We start from the raw sequence: 20,897 nt of genomic DNA on the forward strand, positions 1-20,897 counted from the left end.
ATGAAACCGGACGTCCTGATTGTCGGCGCTGGGATTATCGGCGCGGCTTGCGCTGATGCCCTGTCGGCGCAGGGCTTGCGTGTGACGCTGGTCGAGCGCGATGTGGTGGGTAGCGGCGCTACTGCCGCCGGAATGGGCCACCTGGTGGCCATGGACGATAACGCGGCCGAACTGGCCCTGAGCTCCCATTCGCTCGAGCTGTGGAGCGAGCTGGTGGAAGGCCAGGCGCAGCGTCACGAATACAGCCGTTGCGGCACCATCTGGGTCGCCGCGGACGACGAAGAACTGGAAGCAGCGCGTGCCAAGGCTGCCACCATGAGGGCCCATGGACTGGAGTGCGATGTGGTTGGCGCGCAGGAGCTGTACCGGCTCGAACCGAATTTGCGGCCGCACCTGGCCGGTGGCTTGCTGGTGCAGGACGACGGGCTGGTGTATCCCCCCAAGAGCGCGCGCATCCTGCTGTCGCGCGCGGTGGCGCGCGGCGCATCGCTAGTGACGGGTGAAGTCGTAGCGCTTGAAGATGGTGGCGTCGTGCTGGCCGATGGCTCGCGCCTGTCGGCAGGGCAGGTAGTACTTGCGGCGGGCACGCGCTGCCTGGCGCTGGCGCCGGAGCTGCCGCTGCGCCCCAAGAAGGGGCACGTCATGATTACCGACCGCTATCCAGGATTTATCCACCATCAGCTGGTGGAACTCGGGTACATCAAGAGTGCCCACGCATCGGAGGGGGAATCGGTGGCGTTCAACCTGCAGCCACGGCCTACCGGGCAGGTATTGATTGGCTCCTCGCGGCAGTTCGATACCGTCGACCTGGCAGCGGAGCCGTCGATGATGGCGCGCATGCTGGCCAGGGCCGTTGAGTACACGCCAGCGCTGGCTGGCCTGAACGTACTGCGTTGCTGGACGGGCTTGCGCGCGGCAACGCCGGATGGTTTGCCGCTGATCGGCCCTGACCCGACGCGCCGCAACCTTTGGCTGGCGACGGGGCACGAAGGACTTGGCATTACAACTTCGCTCGCTACTGCGGAATTGCTGGCGGCGCAGATGTCCGGCAGGCAGGCCGGGATTGATACGCGCCCGTACTTGCCGAGCCGCTTTAATGCGCAGGGGAGGGCGTATGGCTGATTCGATCACTCTGGCTATTGACGGCCATGGCATGACCGTTGCCGCCGGCACCACCGTCGCTGCGGCCATTGCAGGCGTGACGCGCCGCTCGGTCAGCGGTCAGTTGCGTGCACCCTTGTGCGGCATGGGCGTGTGCCAGGAATGCCGGGTGACGATCGACGGCCGGGCGCATGTGCTGTCCTGCCAAACGCTTTGCCGCCCGGGTATGGACGTGCAGACGGGAGCTGCTGCATGACGCAATTCTTTGACATCCTGATCGTCGGCGCCGGTCCGGCCGGCCTGGCTGCGGCGCACGCTGCGGCCAGTAACGGCAACGCCCGCCGCATCGCTATCGTCGACGACAACCCGCTGGCCGGCGGCCAGATCTGGCGCGGCGGGCCGGCGAAGCAGCAGGACCAGCGGGCACGCCAGCTCTGGCAGGCGCTGGAAGCGGCCAGCAATGTGACCATATTTCCCGGTACCCGCGTGCTGATGCAAACCCAGCCCGGCGAATTGCTGGTGCAGGACGCCGAACAGGCCCGCGGCATCCGCTACAACCAATTAATCCTGGCCACCGGTGCACGCGAATTGCTGCTGCCGTTCCCCGGCTGGACGTTGCCGGGCGTGACTGGCGCAGGCGGCTTGCAGGCGCTGGCAAAAGGCGGCTATCCCGTGCAAGGCAAACGCGTGGTCGTTGCCGGCAGCGGCCCGCTGCTGCTGGCCGTCGCGGCAACCCTGAAAGACAGTGGTGCGATCGTCAGCGCCATCGTCGAGCAGGCGGGCATGCCCGTGTTGGCACGCTTTGCCGCCGGCCTGGCGCTGACGCCATCGAAGGCAGTGCAAGCGGCCAAGCTTGGCGTCGCCCTGCGCGGAATTCCCTACCTCGCCAACAGTTATGTAACGACCGCCCGTGGCGACGTGCAACTCACATCCGTGCAGGTACAGCGCAAGGGCGGGAAGGTCGATATCGATTGCGACTACCTCGCCTGTGGCTACGGCCTGCTGCCAAACACCGAACTGGCGCGTGCGCTTGGCTGCGACATCGAGCAGGGTGCGGTGAAGACCGACCTTTGGCAGCGCACCTCCGTGCCGAATGTCCTTTGCGCAGGCGAGGGCACCGGCGTCGGCGGCGTCGACCTGGCCCTGGTTGAAGGCAGGATCGCCGGCCTGGCGGCTTGCGGCGAAGGTATGTCGCAGGAGCTGTTCACCGAGCGCGCCAAATGGCAAGGCTTTGGCGCCCGGCTCGCCCGCGCCTTCTCCCTGCGCCAGGATCTGCGCAAGCTGGCGCAAGCCGACACCATCGTTTGCCGCTGCGAAGACGTCTGCCACGACGAACTTCGCGAGCACGCGAGCTGGCGCAGTGCCAAGCTGCACACCCGCTGCGGCATGGGGCCCTGCCAGGGCCGCATCTGCGGCAACGCAACTGATTTCCTGTACGGATGGCGTCCGGACGCCGTGCGTACACCGATCTCGCCGGCACGTGCCGGCAGCATTATCACCCTCGAACCTCACAAGGAGACTTGAAATGGCAGCAATCAAATGGGAAGGCGTATTCCCTGCAGTAACCACCAAATTCCACGCGAATGAGGAGCTGGACCACGCAGAAATGGAGAAGCACTTCTCCTTCATGATCGACAGCGGCTGCCACGGCCTGGTGACCTGCGGTTCCCTGGGCGAAGCAAGCACCCTGTCCTTTGAAGAGAAGCTGGCCGTCGCCAAGACCGCCGTCAAGGTAGCGAACGGCCGCGTGCCGGTGCTGGCCAACGTCAGCGAAACCCGCACCGCCAATGCCGAGCGCTATGTGCAGGAAGCGCGCGACCTGGGCGTGGACGGCTTCATGGTAATGCCTTCCGTGCTGTACGCAGCCGACGCTTTCGAAGCCAAGGCCAACCTGCGCGTGATCGCCAAGGCCGCCAAGCTGCCGATCATGGTGTACAACAACCCTGTGACCTACAAGGTCGACCTGACCCCGGCCGACTTCAAGGAATTGTCGGATTGCGAAGAACTGGAATCGATCAAGGAATCGACCGACAATATCCGTCGCGTGACCGACCTGCGTAACGTCGTGGGCGACCGCTACGCCATCTTCATGGGGGTGGACGACCTGGCCTTCGAAGGCCTGGCACTCGGCGCCGACGGCCTGCTGGCCGGCCTGGTGGTCGCATTCCCGAAAGAGACCGTGGCCCTGTACAACCTGGTGAAAGCCGGCCGCCTGGCCGAAGCCCTGAAACTGTACCAGTGGTTCATGCCGCTGCTGCACCTCGACGTTTCGACCAAGCTGGTGCAGAATCTGAAACTGGTGGAAGCACTGGTCGGTGTCGGCAATGAAAACGTTCGCCGCCCACGCCAGCCACTGCGCGGCGCTGACCGCGAGTTCGTGGTGCAGGTGGTGCAGCAGGCACTGGCAACCCGTCCCGACGTCAGCGCTTACCTCTGAGGTCAAGCCATGCCGGGGACGAATGCCGATCAATTATGTAAGAAGCCTGACAGGGCGGCAGCGCGCCGCCCAGGCTAATCGCCACCTCGGCATCGCCCTGGCCTTCGTGGCCGGGGCAGCCAACGCCGGCGGCTTCCTCGCCGTCAAGCAGTACACCTCGCACATGACAGGCATCCTGTCATCGGCTGCCGACGACATGGCACTGGGCGCCATTGATGCTGCCCTGGACTGTGCCGGCGCCTTGCTGGCATTTGTCGCCGGCGCAGCCTGTTGCGCCATCCTGGTCAATTTTGCCCGCCGCCGCCAGCTTCACAGCGAGTTCGCCCTGCCGCTGCTGGTGGAAGCAATCCTGCTACTGGCGTTTGGGGTGATGGGGGCGCGCTTGCAGGCGATCGACGTGATCGTTTTGCCGGCCACGGTGATGCTGCTGTGCTTCATGATGGGCTTGCAGAATGCCGTGATCACCAAACTGTCCAACTCCGAAATTCGGACCACCCATATGACCGGCATTGTGACCGATCTGGGCATCGAGGCCGGGAAGGCGCTTTACTGGAATCGCGACGACCAGGCTGTGCCGCGCGTGGGCGCCGACTGGCGGCGGGTGAAGATCCTCGCTTCGCTGGTGTCTTCCTTTTTCATTGGCGCGCTGGCCGGGGCGTTCGGCTTCAAGGCCGTGGGCTTCGGCGCGGTGCTGCCGCTGGCCTTCGTGCTGCTGGCCATGGCGGCAGTGCCGATCTACGACGACCTGGTTGCGGTCCGACGCTAGCCTTCGCGGAACACCAGTACCGGGATCTTGCTGTGCGTGAGCACTTTTTGCGTCTGGCTGCCCAGCATCAGGCTGGCCAGGCCGCTGCGCCCGCGCGATGCCATGGCAATCAGGTCGCAGTTGCGCTGCAGGGCGGTGGAAACGATGGCCGAATGCGGCTGCTCGGCGTGCACTTCGAGCGTGGTGCAATCCACGTTCAAAGTATGGGCCTGGCGCGCGATATCGGCCAGGATCGTGTTCTCGGTCGGCGCGGCGGCTACGCTGGCCAGTGCCGGTTCTTCCGGAAGCACGTGAACCGCCGTGACGCGCGCGCCGCTTTCGCGGGCCATGCGCAGGGCGGCATTCACTGCCAGTTGCGAAGCGGCGGAGCCGTCGCTTGGAATCAGTATGTGGCGAAACATCTCTTGAACTCTCCTTCAGGTGCCGCAGTCTAAAGTGTTCCGCCACATCCCTGCAACTTCTCAGGCGGTGCGCAGTGTACCTGGGGTGCGGCGGGCATCGATGCTCAGGCTACCGGCGCCGAAGGCAGCAATCTGCAGCAGGCCTCCAGCCATCGCCAGGTTCTTCATCAGGTGGATCATCTGGTTCTGGTCAGCGATTGCGCTGTGGAAGATCAGGCCAGTCACGATCGAGAATGCGGCCAGCGCCAGTGCCACAGGGCGGGTGTACAAGCCGGCAATCAGCAACAGGCCGCCGACTAGTTCGATGCCGATGGCGCCAGCCAGCGCGAGTTCAGGGAACGGCAGGCCCATGGCATTGATGTAGCCGAGGGTGGCGCCCGGATTGGCGATCTTTCCTATGCCGCTCATGACGAAGATGGCAGCCATCAGGATACGGCCGGCGAGTGGCAGGATGGAGGTGTTGGTCTGGTTGTTCATGGTGTGGCTCCTTCAGGGAATGTGTTGTTGATGGAGTCATCTTATGTCGCGCAGACATATTCCGGAAGCCAATATATTTAGATGAGATGTATCGTTAATTCAGATTGATTGTTCTTGCAGCAATTGCGCCAACTGTTGCCTTAGTTTGGCATTGGAGGGCTGGCTATGCGGATGGCCGGCGTTTTCCACGGCGACCGCCAGTGGCAGGTCCATGGCGCCCAGGTGGCCGAGGAACCAGCGCGGCAGGCGTTCGAGCAGGGTGCGGGCACCGGTCGGGTCGGCTTGTGCAACGGGCAGCGCGTGCTGCAAGGCAGCCAGCGCCCGGCGGTGGGCGGCGCGGTGTTCGTGCTCGGCGGGGTAGTAAAGCTGGTCCATCAAGGCTTCCTCTTCGGCGAAGTCGAGGGACAGGGCGCTCAGCAGCTCGGCGATGCGGCTGGGTAGCGAACTATTTTCAGAGTCGATGGTTGCGTGAATCGCTTGCAGCAGGGCGCGGTGGGAAGCATCCATCTCGGCCACGCCAGTTTCCAGCAGCGGGCTCCATTCGAGGCGTTGCATGGCGGTCTCCTTGTCTATTTCGCCAGTTTCGCCCGGCGGAGACAGGGATTCCATGACACAGATCAATCGGCACCTCGTTCACTTTCCCCACCAGGAAGTCGTTCTCCCTGTTTTCTTGTTGATGGAAACGTACAGTTCCGAGCCGGGCCTGGGTGGTTCAATGGCGTCTTCGACGACGAAGATCCACTCTTGCTTGTTTTGGCGTATGAGATCAACAGAAACCCTTGTCGCTGTGCTCCGAGCGCTTCCGGTATTCGCTGATCGCGACATTCTCAGCTTCGGGCACAGTCAGTTTGGCTTCCTGCACCCGTGGAGGACTTGCTGCCGACGATGCAATACATGAACTCGCAAGCAGAAGCCCGGCCAGCTGCCGCATGAATATAGTTCCAGTTTCGATCATGTCCCCCGTGCTTTTAGCAGTGATTGATAGCGCGCAATGAGTTCGGCGCTAACTTCTCCGAGCGGAACTTTGGAAAGGAAGTCGCTTTCCAACGCAACATCGAAGGCCCCTGGTGGCAGCTGATAACCGACAAGCATCTCCAGCGCCTGCTCAACGGCTTGATAGTTCGCCATTTTGAGGCAGATGCGGATTTTCACGCCCAGTACCTGGCGGACCAGGTCACTTGAATCCATTGCCACTACCAGCGCCTTCTCGATATGGTTAAAAGCCTTCTCGAGATTTTCATCGTAGTAATGGAAGTGTTCGGCCAGACCGAGCCATCCCTCAACACGTGACTCGTCTATGGCGATTTGCGCGCGCCGCGCCGCCTCGGCCTTGACCAGATCATTTTGGAATGCATACAGTGAGGCGAAGTCGCCCTGAACCCCGAAAATCTCGTCTCGAGTGGTAGCGAGAAGGCGAAGCTCCTGTAAGTCCCGTTCGACTTCCTGGAATCGCTCCCCAATAAGGGCAGTCATCCATTTCTGCCGTAATGCGCAAGCTTTTTCTTCAAAGTCGGATGTCATTGTTCTAGTGCGCTAATTACAATACGGCAGAATATTAGCTCTCTCCCTAAGAACATGGAAAAAATACTGATCGTAACAGGCGCCAGCCGCGGCATTGGCGCTGCCATTGCGCGCCGGGCGGCGGTGGATGGCTGGGTGGTGGCCGTCAATTACCAGCGCGATGCTGCTGCGGCGGCGCGGGTAGTGGCGGCCATTGAGGCGGCCGGTGGCCGCGCGCTGGCGGTGCAGGCGGATGTGGCGCGCGATGAGGATATCGAGCGGCTTTTTGCCACCGTTGAACGTGAACTGGGACCGGTCTCGGGGCTGGTGAATAATGCCGGCATCACCGGCGGGCTGGGCACGTTTGCGGATGCCAATCCGGCGACTGTGGAGCAGGTGTTCCGCACCAATGTACTGGGCCTGATGCAGGCCAGTCGCCGTGCGCTGGCCACTTTCCGCCAGCATGGGCAGGGCGGGGTGATCGTCAATATCAGTTCGACCGCGGCCACCGCAGGCAGTCCGAACGAGTACGTAACCTACGCAGCCAGCAAAGCGGCAGTCGATACCTTCACCATGGGCCTCGGCAAAGAGCTTGCGCCCGAGGGCATCCGCGTGTGCGGCGTGGCGCCGGGGACCACGCACACTGATATCCACGCTACCTCCGGCGACGCGGGACGTCCGGCGCGGGTGGCAAGCCGCATCCCGATGGGGCGCGTGGGCGAGCCGGAGGAAATCGCGGAAGTGGCGGTGTGGCTGTTGTCGCCTGCGGCGCGCTACGTCACGGGCACGACCATCCGCGTTTCGGGTGGCGCCTGAGTTTTGCTAGTACCAGTCGGCAGGCAATAGCTGGCCAGTGGTGACATCCAGGTGTTTGTACGGCGGTACGCCGGTCCAGTCGGTCAGGTTAAAGACGGTATTCGAGTCGTTCAGTTTTCTTACTTCGACGGTGGAGACGGTCAGCGGTGTCTTTGGCTTGCACACGCTTGGCGGCACTGAGGGACGGACGAAATAGACTGCGCTTTCAGTCGTTGTCGAAGCGTTGCTGACTCGCGTCGCAGTGACAGGATTGCCGTCGCCATTTCCCTGGACTAATAATGCGGTCTCGACGCTGATGCCGATGCCACGGGCGGTCTTCATCCCGCTGGCGGAAGCTGGCAGTACGCCACCGCTGCATCCCAAGGTTCCGCCAGGGATGCTTGTTGGCGCGACGATTCTGGAAATGAAGGAGATGAAGCGACCCATGCGATCGCGGCTGTCGAAGTGAGAGTCAAAAATCAAACTCTCCAATGCCGGCGGTGCGAGAAACCCGCCTTGCAGGCTCAAAGGAGACGGGTCGAACGTGATGTCCTTATAGTAAGGATCAAGCATCGCTTCTTCCGACGTCGCAGATTTATACAGCGCGGAATAGTCGAATTGACCAAGTACCGCCAAGCCGGCGCTTGTACCACCGATGGGAACGTTCTTCTTCATCAGTGCTATTAAAGTCTGCTCGAGCGCAGTACCTTTCCAGAAGCGGATGTAGTGGCTCTGGTCGCCGCCTGCGATAAAGACGACGTTGGCCTTGGCGACAATGGCATTGACAGCTTCGTTATTGGCGGCCTTGACACTCGGAATCACCAGCGTTTCCACTGATGTCAGGCCCAAAGCGGCACCGCCCACCCACATCTCAGCGATGTTGCCGGAAGTCGACAGGGCTTCATCACTGTAATAGACGTATGGGTTGTAGCCATCTGAGCCGGTTGCCCGGATGACGACGAATCGTCCTCCGCTGCCGGGTTCAATCCCGGCCCGCTTGATCAGCCAACGAAAGGCCGGGTCTACGTCGGGCCCGCCCCCCATCAATACGAAGGACGGCGTTGGGCGGGACGACGGCGCAGTTACCGGGGCATTGACGTTTCCTGTAGCGAAATAGGAATAGAGCGGGATCGGTTTCGCCGGTTCAAATACGGGCTCCGCAAAAGCCGAACTGGATGAAAGGAGCGACATTAAAGCCAGCACGATTCCGCTTGTCGCTTTTGGGCTGACTGCGCGCCGCCGCGTGGCACCGATAGAGAGTATGAGCAAACCGCCGAGCATCAAGGCGCTGGTTGGCGGCTCAGGCACCGCCGTAACGCCGAAGGTCAGCGTGCCGAAATTCCAGATACCTTCAGGCTCGTCAAATCCAAGATCCTTGAAGCCATCGTGAAACTCAAGGCGCAGGATGCCATCGAGAGCAAGTTGAAAAATCAAGCCCAGGTTGCCCAGGCCCTGGAATCCAGCGTAGTCCATCGTGCCGTCAAAATCGTCGCCGCTGCCAGGGGTAAAAGTAACCCCGTTGCCGGCTGAGTCGCTGAACGTGAGCTGCATTTCGGAGAGGTAGCTTCCAGCAAAACTTGTGAGGTTAATGTCCCACTTGACGCTCGTAATTGACGCACCGGGCCCAACATAAAGATCCCGAACGATATTGCTGGCTGCACCTCTCTCATCATTATCCAGGACACCTGCAACGTTCACTGGCAGGCTCAACGGCTTTGCGTGTGCCAAGCCAAGACCCATTGTTGTAGAAACCACAATCAAAACCAGCAAGCGTTGCAAGCACTTTACGTTCATCATGATTTCTTCCCTGGATGGATAGACCTCGATGAGGCAACGTTACCATATATTAAATTTTTGATGTCAAATTAATAAAAATCTATCGGGGCGGGGCGGATCTATCGGGATGTTTTACCAGTCAATCGATAGCAACCGCGACGCCATGCGCGGCCAGCACAAGGAGCTCAGTTCATCGCGCGAAGCCCAGCGGAAGCCGTCGGCTTCCGGTGTTGGTTCGCCGGTACGCTGGTGGGGGAAGAAGCTGGTGCAGCGCAGGTGATCGAGGCTGCATAACTGGTCGCCGACCTCCACCTTAAACAGGTGCAGGCGCTTGTCTGGGCGGTAATCGAATTCTCCCAGGTCTTCAAACAGGCCGGCATCGAAGTCCAGTCCCGCCTCTTCGAACAGTTCGCGCCGCGCCGATTGTAATGGCGTTTCGCCGCGGTCTTGCAGTCCTTTGGGAATGTCCCAGCTGGCGGTGCCGGTGACATGGCAAAGCAATACTTGGCGGGCTGAATTGAGCACCAGGGTGCCACATGAAATTTGCTGCATGTCCTTGTTTCCTTTGCTTTTTCACCACATTTTACTATTCCGTAACCGCTAGTAAAGGTACTCTAGGGAAACTTCTCGACAGTCACAAAGCACTGTTATAAAGTGTGAGAATTCAGAAGGCGTGCCCCCAACGCCCGGTCTCATTACCCAACCCCAAAACAATCGCGCACGCATGCCGACAAGGCAGGCGGCGTTGTTTTATTGCCGACGTTTCTTGCCAAGAGGGCCATTATGCCAAAGCTGCACCAGTCGCCTGTCCTGATCGCTGTCGCCGGAGTACTGCTCGCGCAGTCCGCCGCGCATGCCGGCCATACGGAGGGACAGGACGGCAGCTGGACTTTTGGCGGCTTCGGCACCCTGAGCGCGGTCCATTCGAGCGAAAAGCAGGCCGACTATGCGGCCAATCCGTTGAATCCCGGCGAGGCCGGCGCGACGCGCGACTGGAGCTATGCGGTGGATAGCCGCCTTGGCACGCAGCTTACGTACAACGGCGGCCACTGGTCGGCTGTACTGCAGGTAGTGGCCGAGCGTAACCTCACGCATTCGTGGACGCCAAAGGTCGAGTGGGCGAATGTGCAATACCAGGTATCGCCGGAACTGAGCCTGCGCGTCGGCCGTATTGCGCTGCCGCTGTTCCTGTCGGGCGATTACCGCAAGGCCAGCTACGCGCTGACTTCCGTACGCACGCCGGTCGAACTGTACGCCGCGCTCCCGATCAGCAATAGCGATGGCATCGACGCCAGCTACCGTTGGACGTTCGGCAATGTGAAGAACACGACACAAGTGCTGTTCGGCGGTACCAGCGTGCCCTTGTCGGACGACACCCGCGTCAAGGCGCACAGGCTGGCCGGTATTTCCAACACCAGCACCGCCGGTGCGCTGACGGTGCGCGCCACCGCCATCCAGGGCGAACTGGAAACGCCGCTGCTGCAGGAACTGTTCTCCGCCATCCGCCAGTTTGGACCGCAAGGCGAAGTGCTGGCACGCCGCTACGAACCGGACCGCAAACGTACCACGGTACTGAGCATTGGCGCCTCCTATGATCCCGGCAACTGGTTTGTGATGGGCGAAATAGGGCGCATCAACGCCCGCTCCATGCTGGGCGATAAAACCGCAGGCTATGCCAGCGGAGGTTACCGCCTGGGCAGCTTCACGCCTTTCGCCACTGTCAGCAAGGTGGTTGCGAACACGCCGAACCGCGTCGCGGGCCTGGACCTGTCGATGCTGCCCCCGCCATATGCTGCGCCTGGCCAGCGCCTGAATATGGAACTGAATGGCTTGCTTAGCATGATTGCGGAACAGGACAGCACCAGCCTTGGCCTGCGCTGGGACGCCACCGGCAACACTGCCCTCAAGCTGCAATTTGACCATGTGCGCCCGCGCAGCGGCACCAGCGGCACGCTGTCGAACATCCAGCCGGGCTACCGTTATGGCCGCAGCTTCGGCGTGGTCAGCGCCTCGCTGGACTTCGTGTTCTGACAGGGAGTTCGCCATGATCAGGAAACTCCTTTGCTGCGTGCTACTGGTGCTGCTTGCCGGCGCCGCCGCCGCCGCCGAACTGGTGGTGGTGGTGTCGGCGCGCAGCCCGATTACGACCCTGCGCGTGGAGCAGGTGGCCGATATCTTCCTTTCCGAGGCAACGCGCTTTCCCGATGGCGGCGAAGTGGTAGCACTCGACCAGCCGATCGGCTCCCCGCTGCGCGACGACTTTTACCTGAAGGTTGCCAACCGCAGCCCGGCGCTGATGAAGGCTTACTGGACCAAGAAGATCTTCACCGGCCGCGGCCAGCCGCCACGCGAATTGCCCAACAGCCAGGCGGTGCGCAAACTGGTGGCGGATAATCCAACCCTGATCGGCTACATCGACCGCAACTCGCTCGATGCCAGCGTTCGTCCTGTCCTGGTGTTGCATTGAATATGAAACGCTGGTTGCGCATGTGCCTTGAGACGCAAGTCTCGCTGCCCCTGTTCACTATCGTCCTGTTGGCCGTGGTATGGGGCACCACGCTGCACTTCATCGACAGCGAAGCCGCGGCTTCGCGCGAACTGGCCGCCGAATCGGCCAGTGAACTGATCGCTACTTACGAAGCGCAGGTGGCGCGCAGCATCAACGGCATCGAACAGACCTTGCAGCTTTTGAAATACAGTGCCGAGAGCCAGGGCGCGAACGGTGCCTTGCCGGAACTGCAGGCGCACGGCCTGCTGCCGTCCGGCCTGGTATTCGTTGTAAGCATTGTCGATGCCGAGGGGAATACCGTTGCCAGCAACCCGGCCGCGCGGCCAATCAATGTCGCCCGGCAGGAGTACTTCAGCTTCCACCAGCAGCACCGCAGTAACTACACCTTTATTTCGCACGCGATGCGCGATGAGGCGAACCAGGATTGGCACCTGCATTTCACGCGCCGCCTTGACGACAAGCTCGGCGAATTTGCCGGCGTGGTGATCGTGGGGGTCGATCCGGCCTATTTCACCAGCGGCTATGAACGAAGCCGCCTGGGCGAGCAGGGCATGCTCGGCCTGGTTGGCGACGACGGCGTGGTGCGTGCACGGCGCGTCGGCGACAAACAGTCTTTCGGACAGCAACTGGACTTGTCGGCGCTGCAGGCACGCCGCGGCGTGCCGGTCGCCAGCAAGATCGATGGCATCAAGCGCTATACGGCGGTGCGCCAACTGGCCGGCCTGCGCCTTAGCGCCATGGTGGGCTTGGCAGAACAGGAGCAAATGGCCGGCTTCGTGGCCCAGCGCCGTCAGCTGCTGTGGGAGGCGGGCGTTGCCAGCGCGGTGCTGATCATCCTGGCGGCACTGGTCTGGGCCTGCGTATGGCAGGGTGCCAAGGCGCGCCGCCGCATCCGCCGCGCGCAGGAAACCTATGCCGCTGCTTCCGAATCGAATATGGACGCTTTCTTCGTGCTGCGAGCCATCCGCAACAAGGACGGCGTGGTGGTCGACTTCAAGTTCGCCGCAGTCAATTCGCGCGCCGAGCAACTGACCGGCCGCAGCCGCAGCGAACTGCGCGCGCAAACGCTGTGCGGCTGGATGCCCGCAGCGCGCCACAACGGCATGTTCGAGCGGCTGGCGCAGGTGACGCGCGATGGCGGCGTGCACCAGGAAGAGGGGCCGAACATGGTGCCGCAGTTGCAGGCCGAGTGGCTGCACTGGCAGGTGGTGGGCGTGGAAGGCGGCGTGGTCGCGATCGTGCGCGATATCACGGAGCGCAAGCGCGCCGAAGAGCGCATCTACCACATGGCCCACCACGACACCCTGACCGGCCTGCCGAACCGCAGCCTTGTGTGCGACCGCCTGCAACAAGCGATCGCACACGCCGAGCGCAACAACGAGTCGGTGCTGGTGGCCTTTATCGACCTCGATAGCTTCAAACTGGTCAACGACACCCTTGGCCACAATGCCGGCGATGAGCTGCTGAAGGAAGTGGCTGGCCGCATGGTAGGCTGCGTGCGGCGTGAAGACACCGTGGGCCGTTTCGGCGGCGACGAGTTCGTGCTGGTGCTGCCGCACGTGAACGACAACCCCCAGGTGCTGGTGCCGCTGCTGAACAAGATCCTGGAATCGGTGGTGCAGCCGATCATGCTGGAAGGGCAGAAGATGCAGGTCAGCTGCTCGATCGGCGTGGCCGTTTACCCGCGCGACGGCCAGGCTGCCGACACCCTGATGATGCATGCCGACGCCGCCATGTACCGCGCCAAGGACAGCGGCAAGAATAACTGCCAGTTCTACACCCATGAGATGAACGCCGGCCTGGAAGAAAAGCTGGTGCTGACGGAAGGCTTGCGCAAGGCGCTTGAAGAGCAGCAGCTGTCGCTGGCCTACCAGCCCAAGGTGAACCTGGAATCGGGACGCATGTTCGGCGTCGAAGCCTTGCTGCGCTGGCAGCACCCGCAGCGCGGCGCCGTGTCGCCCGCCCAGTTCATCCCCTTGGCGGAAGAGCACGGCCTGATCATCCCGATCGGCGAATGGGCCCTGCGCGAGGCTTGCCGCCAGGCCCGCGCCTGGCAAGACGCCGGCTTGCCGCCGCTGGTGGTTTCGGTCAATGTGTCGGCGCGCCAGTTCGACGACCCGCGCCTGGTCGAGCGTGTGGCGGCGGCCCTGGAATGGAGTGGCCTGGACTCGCGCTGGCTGGAGCTGGAAGTCACCGAGAGCATGATCATGCGCGACACCGCGCAGTCGGTAGCCAAGATGCGCCAGCTGGAAGCGATGGGCATCGCGCTCGCGATCGACGATTTCGGCACCGGCTATTCCAGCCTGGCTGCTTTGAAGTCGTTCCCGATCAGCCGCCTGAAGATCGACCAGAGCTTCGTGCGCGACCTGGTGGCCAACCCGGACGACCAGGCCATCACCTGCGCCATCATCTCGCTGTCGCACCAGCTCGACATGCGCGTGATCGCGGAGGGCGTGGAGACGGAGCAGCAGCGCAGCTTCCTGAAACAGCATGGCTGCGACGAGATGCAGGGCTACCTGTTCAGCCGTCCGGTGCCGCCGCAGGAAATCGCTGCGATGATGCTCGGCGAAGAAAGCGGTGCCGAGGTTACAATGCTTGCTCCCTGATTAATGAGCAAGCATTCAATGAGCGAATACAGCAACGACATCTATACCGAACCTTCCAACGTCGACATGGACACGCTGGCCAACCTTGGCCCGCTGAGCGCCATGGCCGGCATCTGGGAAGGGCAGCGCGGCCTCGATATCAAGCCGAAGGCGGATGGCCCGCGCAAGCAGGCTTACGTCGAACGCATCGAACTGCAGCCGATCGACCCTGTCACCAACGGCCCGCAACTGTTCTACGGCCTGCGCTACGTCCTGATCATCAACAAGCCTGACAACGTCAAGACCTACCACGAGCAGGTCGGCTACTGGCTGTGGGAACCAGCCACCAATACCGTGATCCAGACCCTGGCGATCCCGCGCGGCCAGATCGCCATGGCATCCGGTACCGCAGCGCCGGATGCCAGGACGTTCGAGCTGGTGGCGCAGCGCGAGCAGAATTCCTACGGCATCTGCTCCAATCCTTTCCTGGAGTTCGGTTTCAAGACCACCGAGTACCGCATCAAGGTCACCATCAACGACGATGGCACCTGGGGCTACGAGGAAGATACCGTGATGCTCCTGCGCGGCAAGGAGTCGGAGCCATTCCACCACGTCGACCGCAACCTGCTGCACAAGGTGGCGGAACCGACCCCGAATCCGCTGGCACGCAAATAATCAGGTGCGTTCCGCGGCCTGGTTTGACAAGGCAGGCAGCTGCCACACGCACCAGGCGGCGGCGATGCCGATCGAGGCCACTACCAGGCCGACGCCGGTGACCACCTGGTCGTTCAGGCTGTAGGCGTTGCACAGGCGCTGTGCCATGTCCTGGTACAGCATGCCGGCGATAGCCATCATGGCGCAGAAGTTTCCGAGGAAGAAAAGCTGGATGACCGGCGCCGCCCGCGACAGTGCGCCCGGCAGCAGGAAACCGAGCATGAACAGGCTGGCGAACTTGCCGGCTTCGGCCAGCGGCATCGTCAGCGGCTGCTCAAGCGCGCGCGGCACCATCCAGTAGGCGCTGGCCAGCAGCAGCCACACCAGGCCGGCCAGCCCGTATGCATCCCATTGCGCCGCGGCGCGCGCGAATCGCTCCGACCTGCCCGCAAGCGCGCGCCCGGCCAATGCGCCGCCGACGGCGATCATTGGCAGCTGGACCACCATATGCAGGGCCATCGAAGCTTCGAGCGGCGCGCGCAGCAGCAGCGCCGCCGCCGCCAGCGCCATCCCTGCCAGGGTATGCCTGCCCGTGCTGTGCGCAGCCGCGTTCATCGTGCCAACTCCAGCGCCGCAGCCAACGCGATTTCGGGCTGCTCGTAGTCGATCACCTGCGCCAGCCGTCCATCGGGCCTGACGATGTGGAAGGCTGCGTTGTGCTGGAATTCTCCCAGCTCCGCTGGAAGGACGATGATCCCGACTTGCTCCAGCAGGTCCAGCCGCTGGCCGGCATCCGGCACCGATGCGAACTGCCAAACCGCCGCCTCGGCCCGCATGCGCGATGCATAATGTGCCAGGTCGTCCAATGAGTCGCGCGGGTCGAAGGAGATCGTCAACAATCGCAGCTTGTGCTGCAGTCCGCGCGCCAGGATTTCGCGCTGCATCTGCTGCAGCTCGGTGCCCTGGACTGAACAAACTGCGCTGCAGCGGGCGTAGAAGAATGTCACGATCGCCGGCCGCCGGTCGTTGGCCAGCAAGGCCGGCAGCGGCACCGCTGCGCCGCCCGGCAGGGCAAGATCGACGCGGGGCAGGGCCAGCGGCGCCTCAGCGATGGCCAGGCGCCGCCCTTCTTCGGTGGATATCACCCGGAAGCCCATGGTGGCCTGCCACAGCGCCGCGCCCGCGATAGCGGCCATGCATGCGACCAGCGCCAAGGTGCGCGCCAGATCTCCTTCAATTGGCAGGTGTGGCGAGTTTGGCGAGATCGTCGTCTCCATTGAAAGGGTCCTTGCGCGCGGCAGTCGCATCACGCGCCGCCTTGACCGAATCGGGCGCCACCTTGGCCGCGCTATTGCCGAAGCTGCCGCGGATATGGCTCAACACCGCCGCAATCTCCGTATCGCTCAACTTATCCTTAAACGCCGGCATCTGTCCGTTATATGCCGAACCTTTCACGGTCAGCTTGCCGCTCACCCCATGCAGCAGGATGGATGCGGCAACGTTCTCCGCGCCCGTCACCCATTCCGAACCGGCCAGCGGTGGAAAGACGCCCGGCAGTCCGGCGCCCGTCGCCTGGTGGCAAGCCACGCACTGCGCCGCATACACCTGGGCGCCATCGACGGCGCCGCCGGCGCCGGCCGCGCCGCCAGCCCTGGCCTGCAGCGTCGAAATGGTGCGCCGGTCGCCAAGCGCAGGGTCGTCGTCGCGCACGGTGAGGATATAACTGATTGCCCAGGCCAGCGCCACGCCGACGCCAAGCAGGACATACCAGGGAATCGGCCGGTCTTTCTCGGTCGGATCCGGATTTTCGCGCTGCTGCGCACCAAAATCATTTTGCGGCATTGGGCGCTCCTTCCTTCTTCGCTTGCGGCGCGGGCAGCACGGGATAGGTATGGTCCAGCGACTGCAGGTAAGCCACCAGGTCCAGCACTTCCGGCTTGGCCACCACTACCTTGCCCAAGGGCTTGAACCCAGGCGGCAGGTTCACCACGCGGTCGCCCGGTTCGGCCGCATCCTTGTAGTCGAACAGGTAAGGGTAGGAGGGCATGATCGAGCCCGGCACGTAGGCGCGCGGCTGGAACATGTGCCCGAGGTGCCAGTCCGCGCTCGGCTGGCGCGCGCCGATATTGAACAGGTCCGGCCCGGTGCGCATGGTGCCCAGCAAGTGCGGCGTATCGTAGTGATAATCCGCCGCCACCGAGGCACGTCCCCAGCCGCGCTGGTCATCCGGCGCCTGCGCCTTGTCGCGCGGCTGCTGCGAGTGGCAGTACACGCAGCCATTCCTGATATACACCTCGCGCCCGCGCAATTGCTGCGCAGTGTAGGGTTTCGAGCCGGCCGGCGCTTCACTGGCGCTCAACTGCACATGCGGCACGATCACCAGTGCGGAGGTGGCAAGAGCCAGCGTGACCATGGCGCCGCCCAGGAGTTTGAGTTCGTCCTGCATGTCAGGCTCCCGCGAGGTTGCTGGCTGGTGCGGATGAATCGCCGCGCGTGTGCAGCAGCGCCGCCCCGACGCGGCGCGGACCATAGCGCAGGGCCATGGCGGCGAAATGCCAGGCGAAGACCAGGTGGCCGATGGTCATGACCGCGCCGCCCACCGTACGGCTCTTCAGCCAGGGAATCGTCACGTTGACCGAATCCATGAACGGCCGCCCGGCATCGAGCATTGCCAGCCCTTGCAGCCAGCCCCCAATCGACAGGCCGACGAAATAGATGCCGAAGCCGACTACCACCAGCCAGAAATGCGCAGCAATCAGCTTGGGGTAGGGCCACTCCCACGCCATCACGCGCGGCATGACGAAGTAGATCGCCCCGAACATGACCATCGAGAAGAAGCCATACAGCCCGAGGTGGGCGTGCGCCACCGTGAAGTGCGTGAAGTGCGCCACCGTGTTCACGCTGCGCAGTGCTTCGATCGAACCCTGGATCGAGCTGAGGGTGTACATCATGCCGCCGAGGACGATGAAGCGCAGCGTCGGGGAATACACCAGCTTCGAGAAATGCCCGCGCATGGTCATGTGCTGGTTGATCGAGAAGGAAATCACCGGAATCACCATCATCACGCTCTGCACGATGGACAGCGTGATCAGCCAGCCCGGAACAGGACCGCCGATCAGGTGATGGCCGCCAACCTGGCCGTAGAAGAAGGCCAGCGTCCAGAAGCCCAGCAGCGACAGGTTATACGATTGCACCGGCCGCCCGATGATCTTGGGCAGGAAGTAATACACCGATGCCACCGCCATCGGCGTGTAGAACAGTCCCAGCACGTTATGGCCGAACCACCAGTTCATCGCCGCCTGCTGCACGCCAAAGTGCACCGCCGGCAGGTTCCCGACCAGGAACAGGATGGGGAACCAGAACAGGGCCGCGCCCATGTACCAGATCGACACGTACAGGTGGTGCACCTTGCGGCTTTGCAGGGTGTACACCAGCGGCAGCCCCACCAGGGCGCCGCCGGCCACCAGCAGCAGGTCGACCTGCCAGGGAATCTCCAGCCATTCCAGGCCGTCGCTGAGGCCCGCCGCAATGCAGCCCAGGCCTGCGATCAGACCCGCATTCCACAGCATGGCCCCGAAAATGGCAAAACGCCCGCCGACCAGGTGGGTCTTCAGCAGGCGTGGAAGGAGCCAGATTGCGATCCCCAGGGCCGCCATCGGCGCCCAGCCATAAGCGACTGCATTGAGGTGGATGGTGCGGATGCGGCCGAACGTCAGCCAGGGATACTGCACCAGCCAGTCCGGCTCATGCAGCTTGATGGAGCTGGTAAGTCCTGCCGCCGTGGCCACCAGCAGCCACACCACGGAGCAGGCCAGAAAAACAAAAGTGACAAAAGCACTGGACCGATCCGCCTCCACACGTTCCGCCAGCTCCTGTTCCATCGCAGCCTGCTCGGCGGCGCTGGGCGTTCGCCGGTCCTGCCCCTGCACCGGCAGCGCCAGTCCGGCGCGTTGCTGCGGGCTGGCCGCCGGCTCTTCGCCCTGGCCGATCTCGCCCGGCGAGAAGATCACATTGGCTGCTGCCGACGTGGCATTGAACAAGCGGTGCCGCAGCGACCAGATGAACACCAGCAGACCGGTGACCGAGAGAATGAAGGAAGACAGGAGTATGGTGACGGTGTCCAATTTAACCTTCCCGCCCGTCAATGCGGGCCCGGATTAAGTAAGGCGCATACACGATCAGGTAGATAAGGAAGGCGACCGACCAGGCCAGTGCCGAGCCCAGTAGCAGGAAGTCACGAATTCCAGCGGGAACTATATTGGCACACAAACGGGCCACAGCGCCAGCTTGCAGCAAGAGATACATTGCGCTTTCAGCCCGGCCGGCGCGCAGCATGCGGCCAGTGTGGCCAAGCGCAGTGCGGGTGATCATGCCGAGGATCAGGCCGGACATGCCGCCCACAGCCAGCGCGTGGAAGGCGCTGCTGGAAGAGCCGATGCCCAGCGCCGCAAAACCCAGCAGCAGCAGGCCGGCTACGATCCAGGCGTAGGCCAGGTGCAGGATCCACAGCAAAGGCACGCGAAGGGCGGCAAGCGGCGCCCAGCCAACCAGGCGGATGGCATTGACCGCCGCTGCTGCAAAGGCCACGGCAGCCAGCACGAAACCCGGCCAGCCGGTCACCCATGCCAGCGCCGCTGCCAGCAGCAGGGCAATGCTGGCTTTTTCACGCCAGGACACGGTAAGCGGCTGGCTGCCCGGCGCGCCGTTACGGGTGAACATCGGGATCACGCGGCCGCCGATCACCGCTTCCAGCACGGTGATCACCAGGATCGCACCATGCACGGGAGTCAGCGGCGACAAGGCGATCCAGCCGTTGGCCGCCGCGTGGAACAGCAGGTTGGCTACCGACAGCAAAGCCAGGATGCCGCAGACGGGGTAGTTGCGCTTGCTCTGCGCCTGGTAAAGCACGCGGCCGAATGCCACGGCGCACAGCGGCAGGAACAGCCCATCGATCACCAGGGCCGGAACGCCCGGCGCCAGCAGCATGGCGACGCGGCCGGCAATCCACAGCAGGGCCAGCGCAGCAAGCTGCCCGCCGGCCGGCGTTTGCAGGTTGGTCCAGTTGCGGCCCGCCGTAAACAGGAAACCGACGATCACCGCGCCGCCAAAGCCGAACACCATTTCATGCATATGCCACAGCATATTGGCCGCCGGCAGGGCGGGCAGCATGCCCTTGTAGGCGGCCAGCCACAGCGGCACCGACAGCACCGCCAGCGCCGCCGCCAGCAGGTAGAAAGGGCGGAAACCCAGCCGCAGCAAGGGATGCGGTTGCCAGGCTGGCGTGGGTTCAGTGGGAATATGGATGCTGCGCATGGCGGGCCTCATGTTCTTAAGATGTATAATGAATGCTACATTACGGCTACGGCCAAAGCAATATTTCTAATGCATCTTTATACGACGTAGATCATGAGACTGACATCCTTCACCGACTACACCCTGCGTTCGCTGATGCACCTGGGCATGAACCGCGACAAGCTGGTCACGATCCAGGAGATCGCCGACCTGCATGACATCTCGAAGAACCACCTGACCAAAGTGATCCACCAGTTGGGCGCCAGCGGCCTGGTGGAAACCGTGCGGGGGCGGCATGGCGGCCTGCGCCTGAACCGTGAGCCGGAAGACATCAATATTGGCGAAGTGGTACGCGACAGCGAGTCCGATTTCCATATCGCCGAATGCTTCGAAGCCGAACCTGGCCACTGTGCGTTCCTGCGCGATTGCGCCCTCAAACGCAAGCTGGGCGAAGCGACGGAAGCCTTCCTGCATGTACTCGACGGCATGACCCTGGCCGATATCCTGCCGGGTCCGCATGGCAGCAAAAACGGCAAAGGCGGGGTGCAAACGGTGATTCTGCAGAAAATGCGCATTTGATCTGCATCTTTATTGACGCAGTTTA

General features: G+C 62.8%; 23 protein-coding genes. 11 read left to right on the forward strand and 12 right to left on the reverse strand.

Annotated elements, in window-relative coordinates:
* From ASE26_RS21230 to ASE26_RS21250, 5 genes are read left to right on the forward strand one after another with little or no spacing between them, the layout of a single operon-like run.
* Window positions 1–1,122, forward strand: a complete 1,122-nt coding sequence (locus ASE26_RS21230; RefSeq protein WP_057246896.1) for an FAD-binding oxidoreductase — start codon at window positions 1–3, stop codon at window positions 1,120–1,122.
* Window positions 1,115–1,357 (forward strand): 2Fe-2S iron-sulfur cluster-binding protein, encoded by a 243-nt coding sequence (locus ASE26_RS21235; protein ID WP_055925966.1) that lies wholly within the window; start codon window positions 1,115–1,117, stop codon window positions 1,355–1,357. The genes ASE26_RS21230 and ASE26_RS21235 overlap by 8 nt, the downstream gene beginning before the upstream one ends.
* Window positions 1,354–2,625: an FAD/NAD(P)-binding oxidoreductase gene (locus tag ASE26_RS21240; protein WP_055925969.1), complete on the forward strand. Its 1,272-nt coding sequence runs from the start codon at window positions 1,354–1,356 to the stop codon at window positions 2,623–2,625. The genes ASE26_RS21235 and ASE26_RS21240 overlap by 4 nt, the downstream gene beginning before the upstream one ends.
* 1 nt (window position 2,626) lies before the next feature.
* Window positions 2,627–3,538: a dihydrodipicolinate synthase family protein gene (locus ASE26_RS21245; protein ID WP_055925972.1), complete on the forward strand. Its 912-nt coding sequence runs from the start codon at window positions 2,627–2,629 to the stop codon at window positions 3,536–3,538.
* A 22-nt stretch (window positions 3,539–3,560) separates the two neighbouring features.
* On the forward strand, window positions 3,561–4,304 hold the full coding sequence (locus ASE26_RS21250; RefSeq protein WP_055925975.1) for a YoaK family protein: 744 nt from the start codon (window positions 3,561–3,563) through the stop codon (window positions 4,302–4,304).
* Here ASE26_RS21250 and ASE26_RS21255 read toward each other — a convergent pair.
* From ASE26_RS21255 to ASE26_RS21270, 4 genes are all read right to left on the reverse strand, one after another.
* Window positions 4,301–4,705 carry a universal stress protein gene (locus tag ASE26_RS21255; protein ID WP_055925977.1) on the reverse strand — a complete coding sequence of 135 codons (405 nt, stop codon included), beginning with the start codon at window positions 4,703–4,705 and terminating at the stop codon, window positions 4,301–4,303. The genes ASE26_RS21250 and ASE26_RS21255 overlap by 4 nt on opposite strands.
* 60 nt (window positions 4,706–4,765) lie before the next feature.
* The gene (locus tag ASE26_RS21260) at window positions 4,766–5,182 is read right to left on the reverse strand and encodes a DoxX family protein (RefSeq protein WP_055925980.1); all 417 of its coding nucleotides are present in this window, start codon (window positions 5,180–5,182) and stop codon (window positions 4,766–4,768) included.
* A 99-nt stretch (window positions 5,183–5,281) separates the two neighbouring features.
* Window positions 5,282–5,737 carry a hemerythrin domain-containing protein gene (locus ASE26_RS21265; RefSeq protein ID WP_162246532.1) on the reverse strand — a complete coding sequence of 152 codons (456 nt, stop codon included), beginning with the start codon at window positions 5,735–5,737 and terminating at the stop codon, window positions 5,282–5,284.
* A gap of 396 nt (window positions 5,738–6,133) precedes the next feature.
* The gene (locus ASE26_RS21270; RefSeq protein ID WP_162246533.1) at window positions 6,134–6,703 is read right to left on the reverse strand and encodes a hypothetical protein; all 570 of its coding nucleotides are present in this window, start codon (window positions 6,701–6,703) and stop codon (window positions 6,134–6,136) included.
* Between the two features lie 54 nt (window positions 6,704–6,757).
* On the opposite strand from ASE26_RS21270, the gene ASE26_RS21275 reads away from it, so the two are divergent.
* A complete protein-coding gene (locus ASE26_RS21275) occupies window positions 6,758–7,498 on the forward strand; it encodes an SDR family oxidoreductase (RefSeq protein ID WP_055925989.1) in 741 nt (246 codons plus the stop codon).
* A gap of 6 nt (window positions 7,499–7,504) precedes the next feature.
* Here the strand turns inward: ASE26_RS21275 and ASE26_RS21280 are convergent, their stop codons facing one another.
* Together ASE26_RS21280 and ASE26_RS21285 are read right to left on the reverse strand one after the other, a co-directional pair.
* On the reverse strand, window positions 7,505–9,274 hold the full coding sequence (locus tag ASE26_RS21280) for a Type 1 glutamine amidotransferase-like domain-containing protein (protein WP_057246897.1): 1,770 nt from the start codon (window positions 9,272–9,274) through the stop codon (window positions 7,505–7,507).
* A gap of 111 nt (window positions 9,275–9,385) precedes the next feature.
* The gene (locus tag ASE26_RS21285) at window positions 9,386–9,805 is read right to left on the reverse strand and encodes an NUDIX hydrolase (RefSeq protein WP_055925995.1); all 420 of its coding nucleotides are present in this window, start codon (window positions 9,803–9,805) and stop codon (window positions 9,386–9,388) included.
* 231 nt (window positions 9,806–10,036) lie between these two features.
* On the opposite strand from ASE26_RS21285, the gene ASE26_RS21290 reads away from it, so the two are divergent.
* From ASE26_RS21290 to ASE26_RS21305, 4 genes are read left to right on the forward strand one after another with little or no spacing between them, the layout of a single operon-like run.
* A complete protein-coding gene (locus ASE26_RS21290; RefSeq protein ID WP_229207056.1) occupies window positions 10,037–11,284 on the forward strand; it encodes a hypothetical protein in 1,248 nt (415 codons plus the stop codon).
* A gap of 13 nt (window positions 11,285–11,297) precedes the next feature.
* Window positions 11,298–11,720, forward strand: a complete 423-nt coding sequence (locus ASE26_RS21295) for a hypothetical protein (protein ID WP_055925998.1) — start codon at window positions 11,298–11,300, stop codon at window positions 11,718–11,720.
* Window positions 11,721–11,722: 2 nt separating this feature from the next.
* On the forward strand, window positions 11,723–14,368 hold the full coding sequence (locus ASE26_RS21300; protein WP_057246898.1) for an EAL domain-containing protein: 2,646 nt from the start codon (window positions 11,723–11,725) through the stop codon (window positions 14,366–14,368).
* A gap of 18 nt (window positions 14,369–14,386) precedes the next feature.
* A complete protein-coding gene (locus ASE26_RS21305; protein WP_055926003.1) occupies window positions 14,387–15,022 on the forward strand; it encodes an FABP family protein in 636 nt (211 codons plus the stop codon).
* Here ASE26_RS21305 and ASE26_RS21310 read toward each other — a convergent pair whose 3' ends face one another.
* Genes ASE26_RS21310 through ASE26_RS21335 form a run of 6 tightly spaced genes read right to left on the reverse strand, consistent with a single transcriptional unit; the run spans window position 15,023 to window position 20,314 of the window.
* Window positions 15,023–15,616, reverse strand: a complete 594-nt coding sequence (locus ASE26_RS21310) for a hypothetical protein (protein WP_055926006.1) — start codon at window positions 15,614–15,616, stop codon at window positions 15,023–15,025.
* Entirely contained in the window at window positions 15,613–16,278 is a 666-nt protein-coding gene (locus ASE26_RS21315) for an SCO family protein (RefSeq protein ID WP_156409979.1), read from the reverse strand. Before ASE26_RS21315 ends, ASE26_RS21310 begins: the two co-directional genes overlap by 4 nt.
* Window positions 16,235–16,843: a cytochrome c gene (locus ASE26_RS21320; RefSeq protein ID WP_055926012.1), complete on the reverse strand. Its 609-nt coding sequence runs from the start codon at window positions 16,841–16,843 to the stop codon at window positions 16,235–16,237. Before ASE26_RS21320 ends, ASE26_RS21315 begins: the two co-directional genes overlap by 44 nt.
* Window positions 16,830–17,447 (reverse strand): cbb3-type cytochrome c oxidase subunit II, encoded by a 618-nt coding sequence (locus ASE26_RS21325; RefSeq protein ID WP_057246900.1) that lies wholly within the window; start codon window positions 17,445–17,447, stop codon window positions 16,830–16,832. The genes ASE26_RS21320 and ASE26_RS21325 overlap by 14 nt, the downstream gene beginning before the upstream one ends.
* 1 nt (window position 17,448) lies before the next feature.
* Window positions 17,449–19,125, reverse strand: coding sequence for a cbb3-type cytochrome c oxidase subunit I (locus ASE26_RS21330; protein ID WP_057246901.1), 1,677 nt, complete (start codon window positions 19,123–19,125; stop codon window positions 17,449–17,451).
* 1 nt (window position 19,126) lies between these two features.
* Window positions 19,127–20,314, reverse strand: a complete 1,188-nt coding sequence (locus ASE26_RS21335) for an NnrS family protein (protein ID WP_057246902.1) — start codon at window positions 20,312–20,314, stop codon at window positions 19,127–19,129.
* A 93-nt stretch (window positions 20,315–20,407) separates the two neighbouring features.
* Between ASE26_RS21335 and ASE26_RS21340 the strand changes: the two genes are divergently transcribed.
* Complete coding sequence (locus tag ASE26_RS21340) at window positions 20,408–20,872, forward strand: Rrf2 family transcriptional regulator (protein WP_055926024.1); 465 nt, start codon at window positions 20,408–20,410, stop codon at window positions 20,870–20,872.
* Window positions 20,873–20,897 lie beyond the last annotated feature (25 nt).

This window comes from Duganella sp. Root198D2 (assembly GCF_001428585.1).
In the GTDB taxonomy this organism is placed as follows: domain Bacteria; phylum Pseudomonadota; class Gammaproteobacteria; order Burkholderiales; family Burkholderiaceae_D; genus Rugamonas.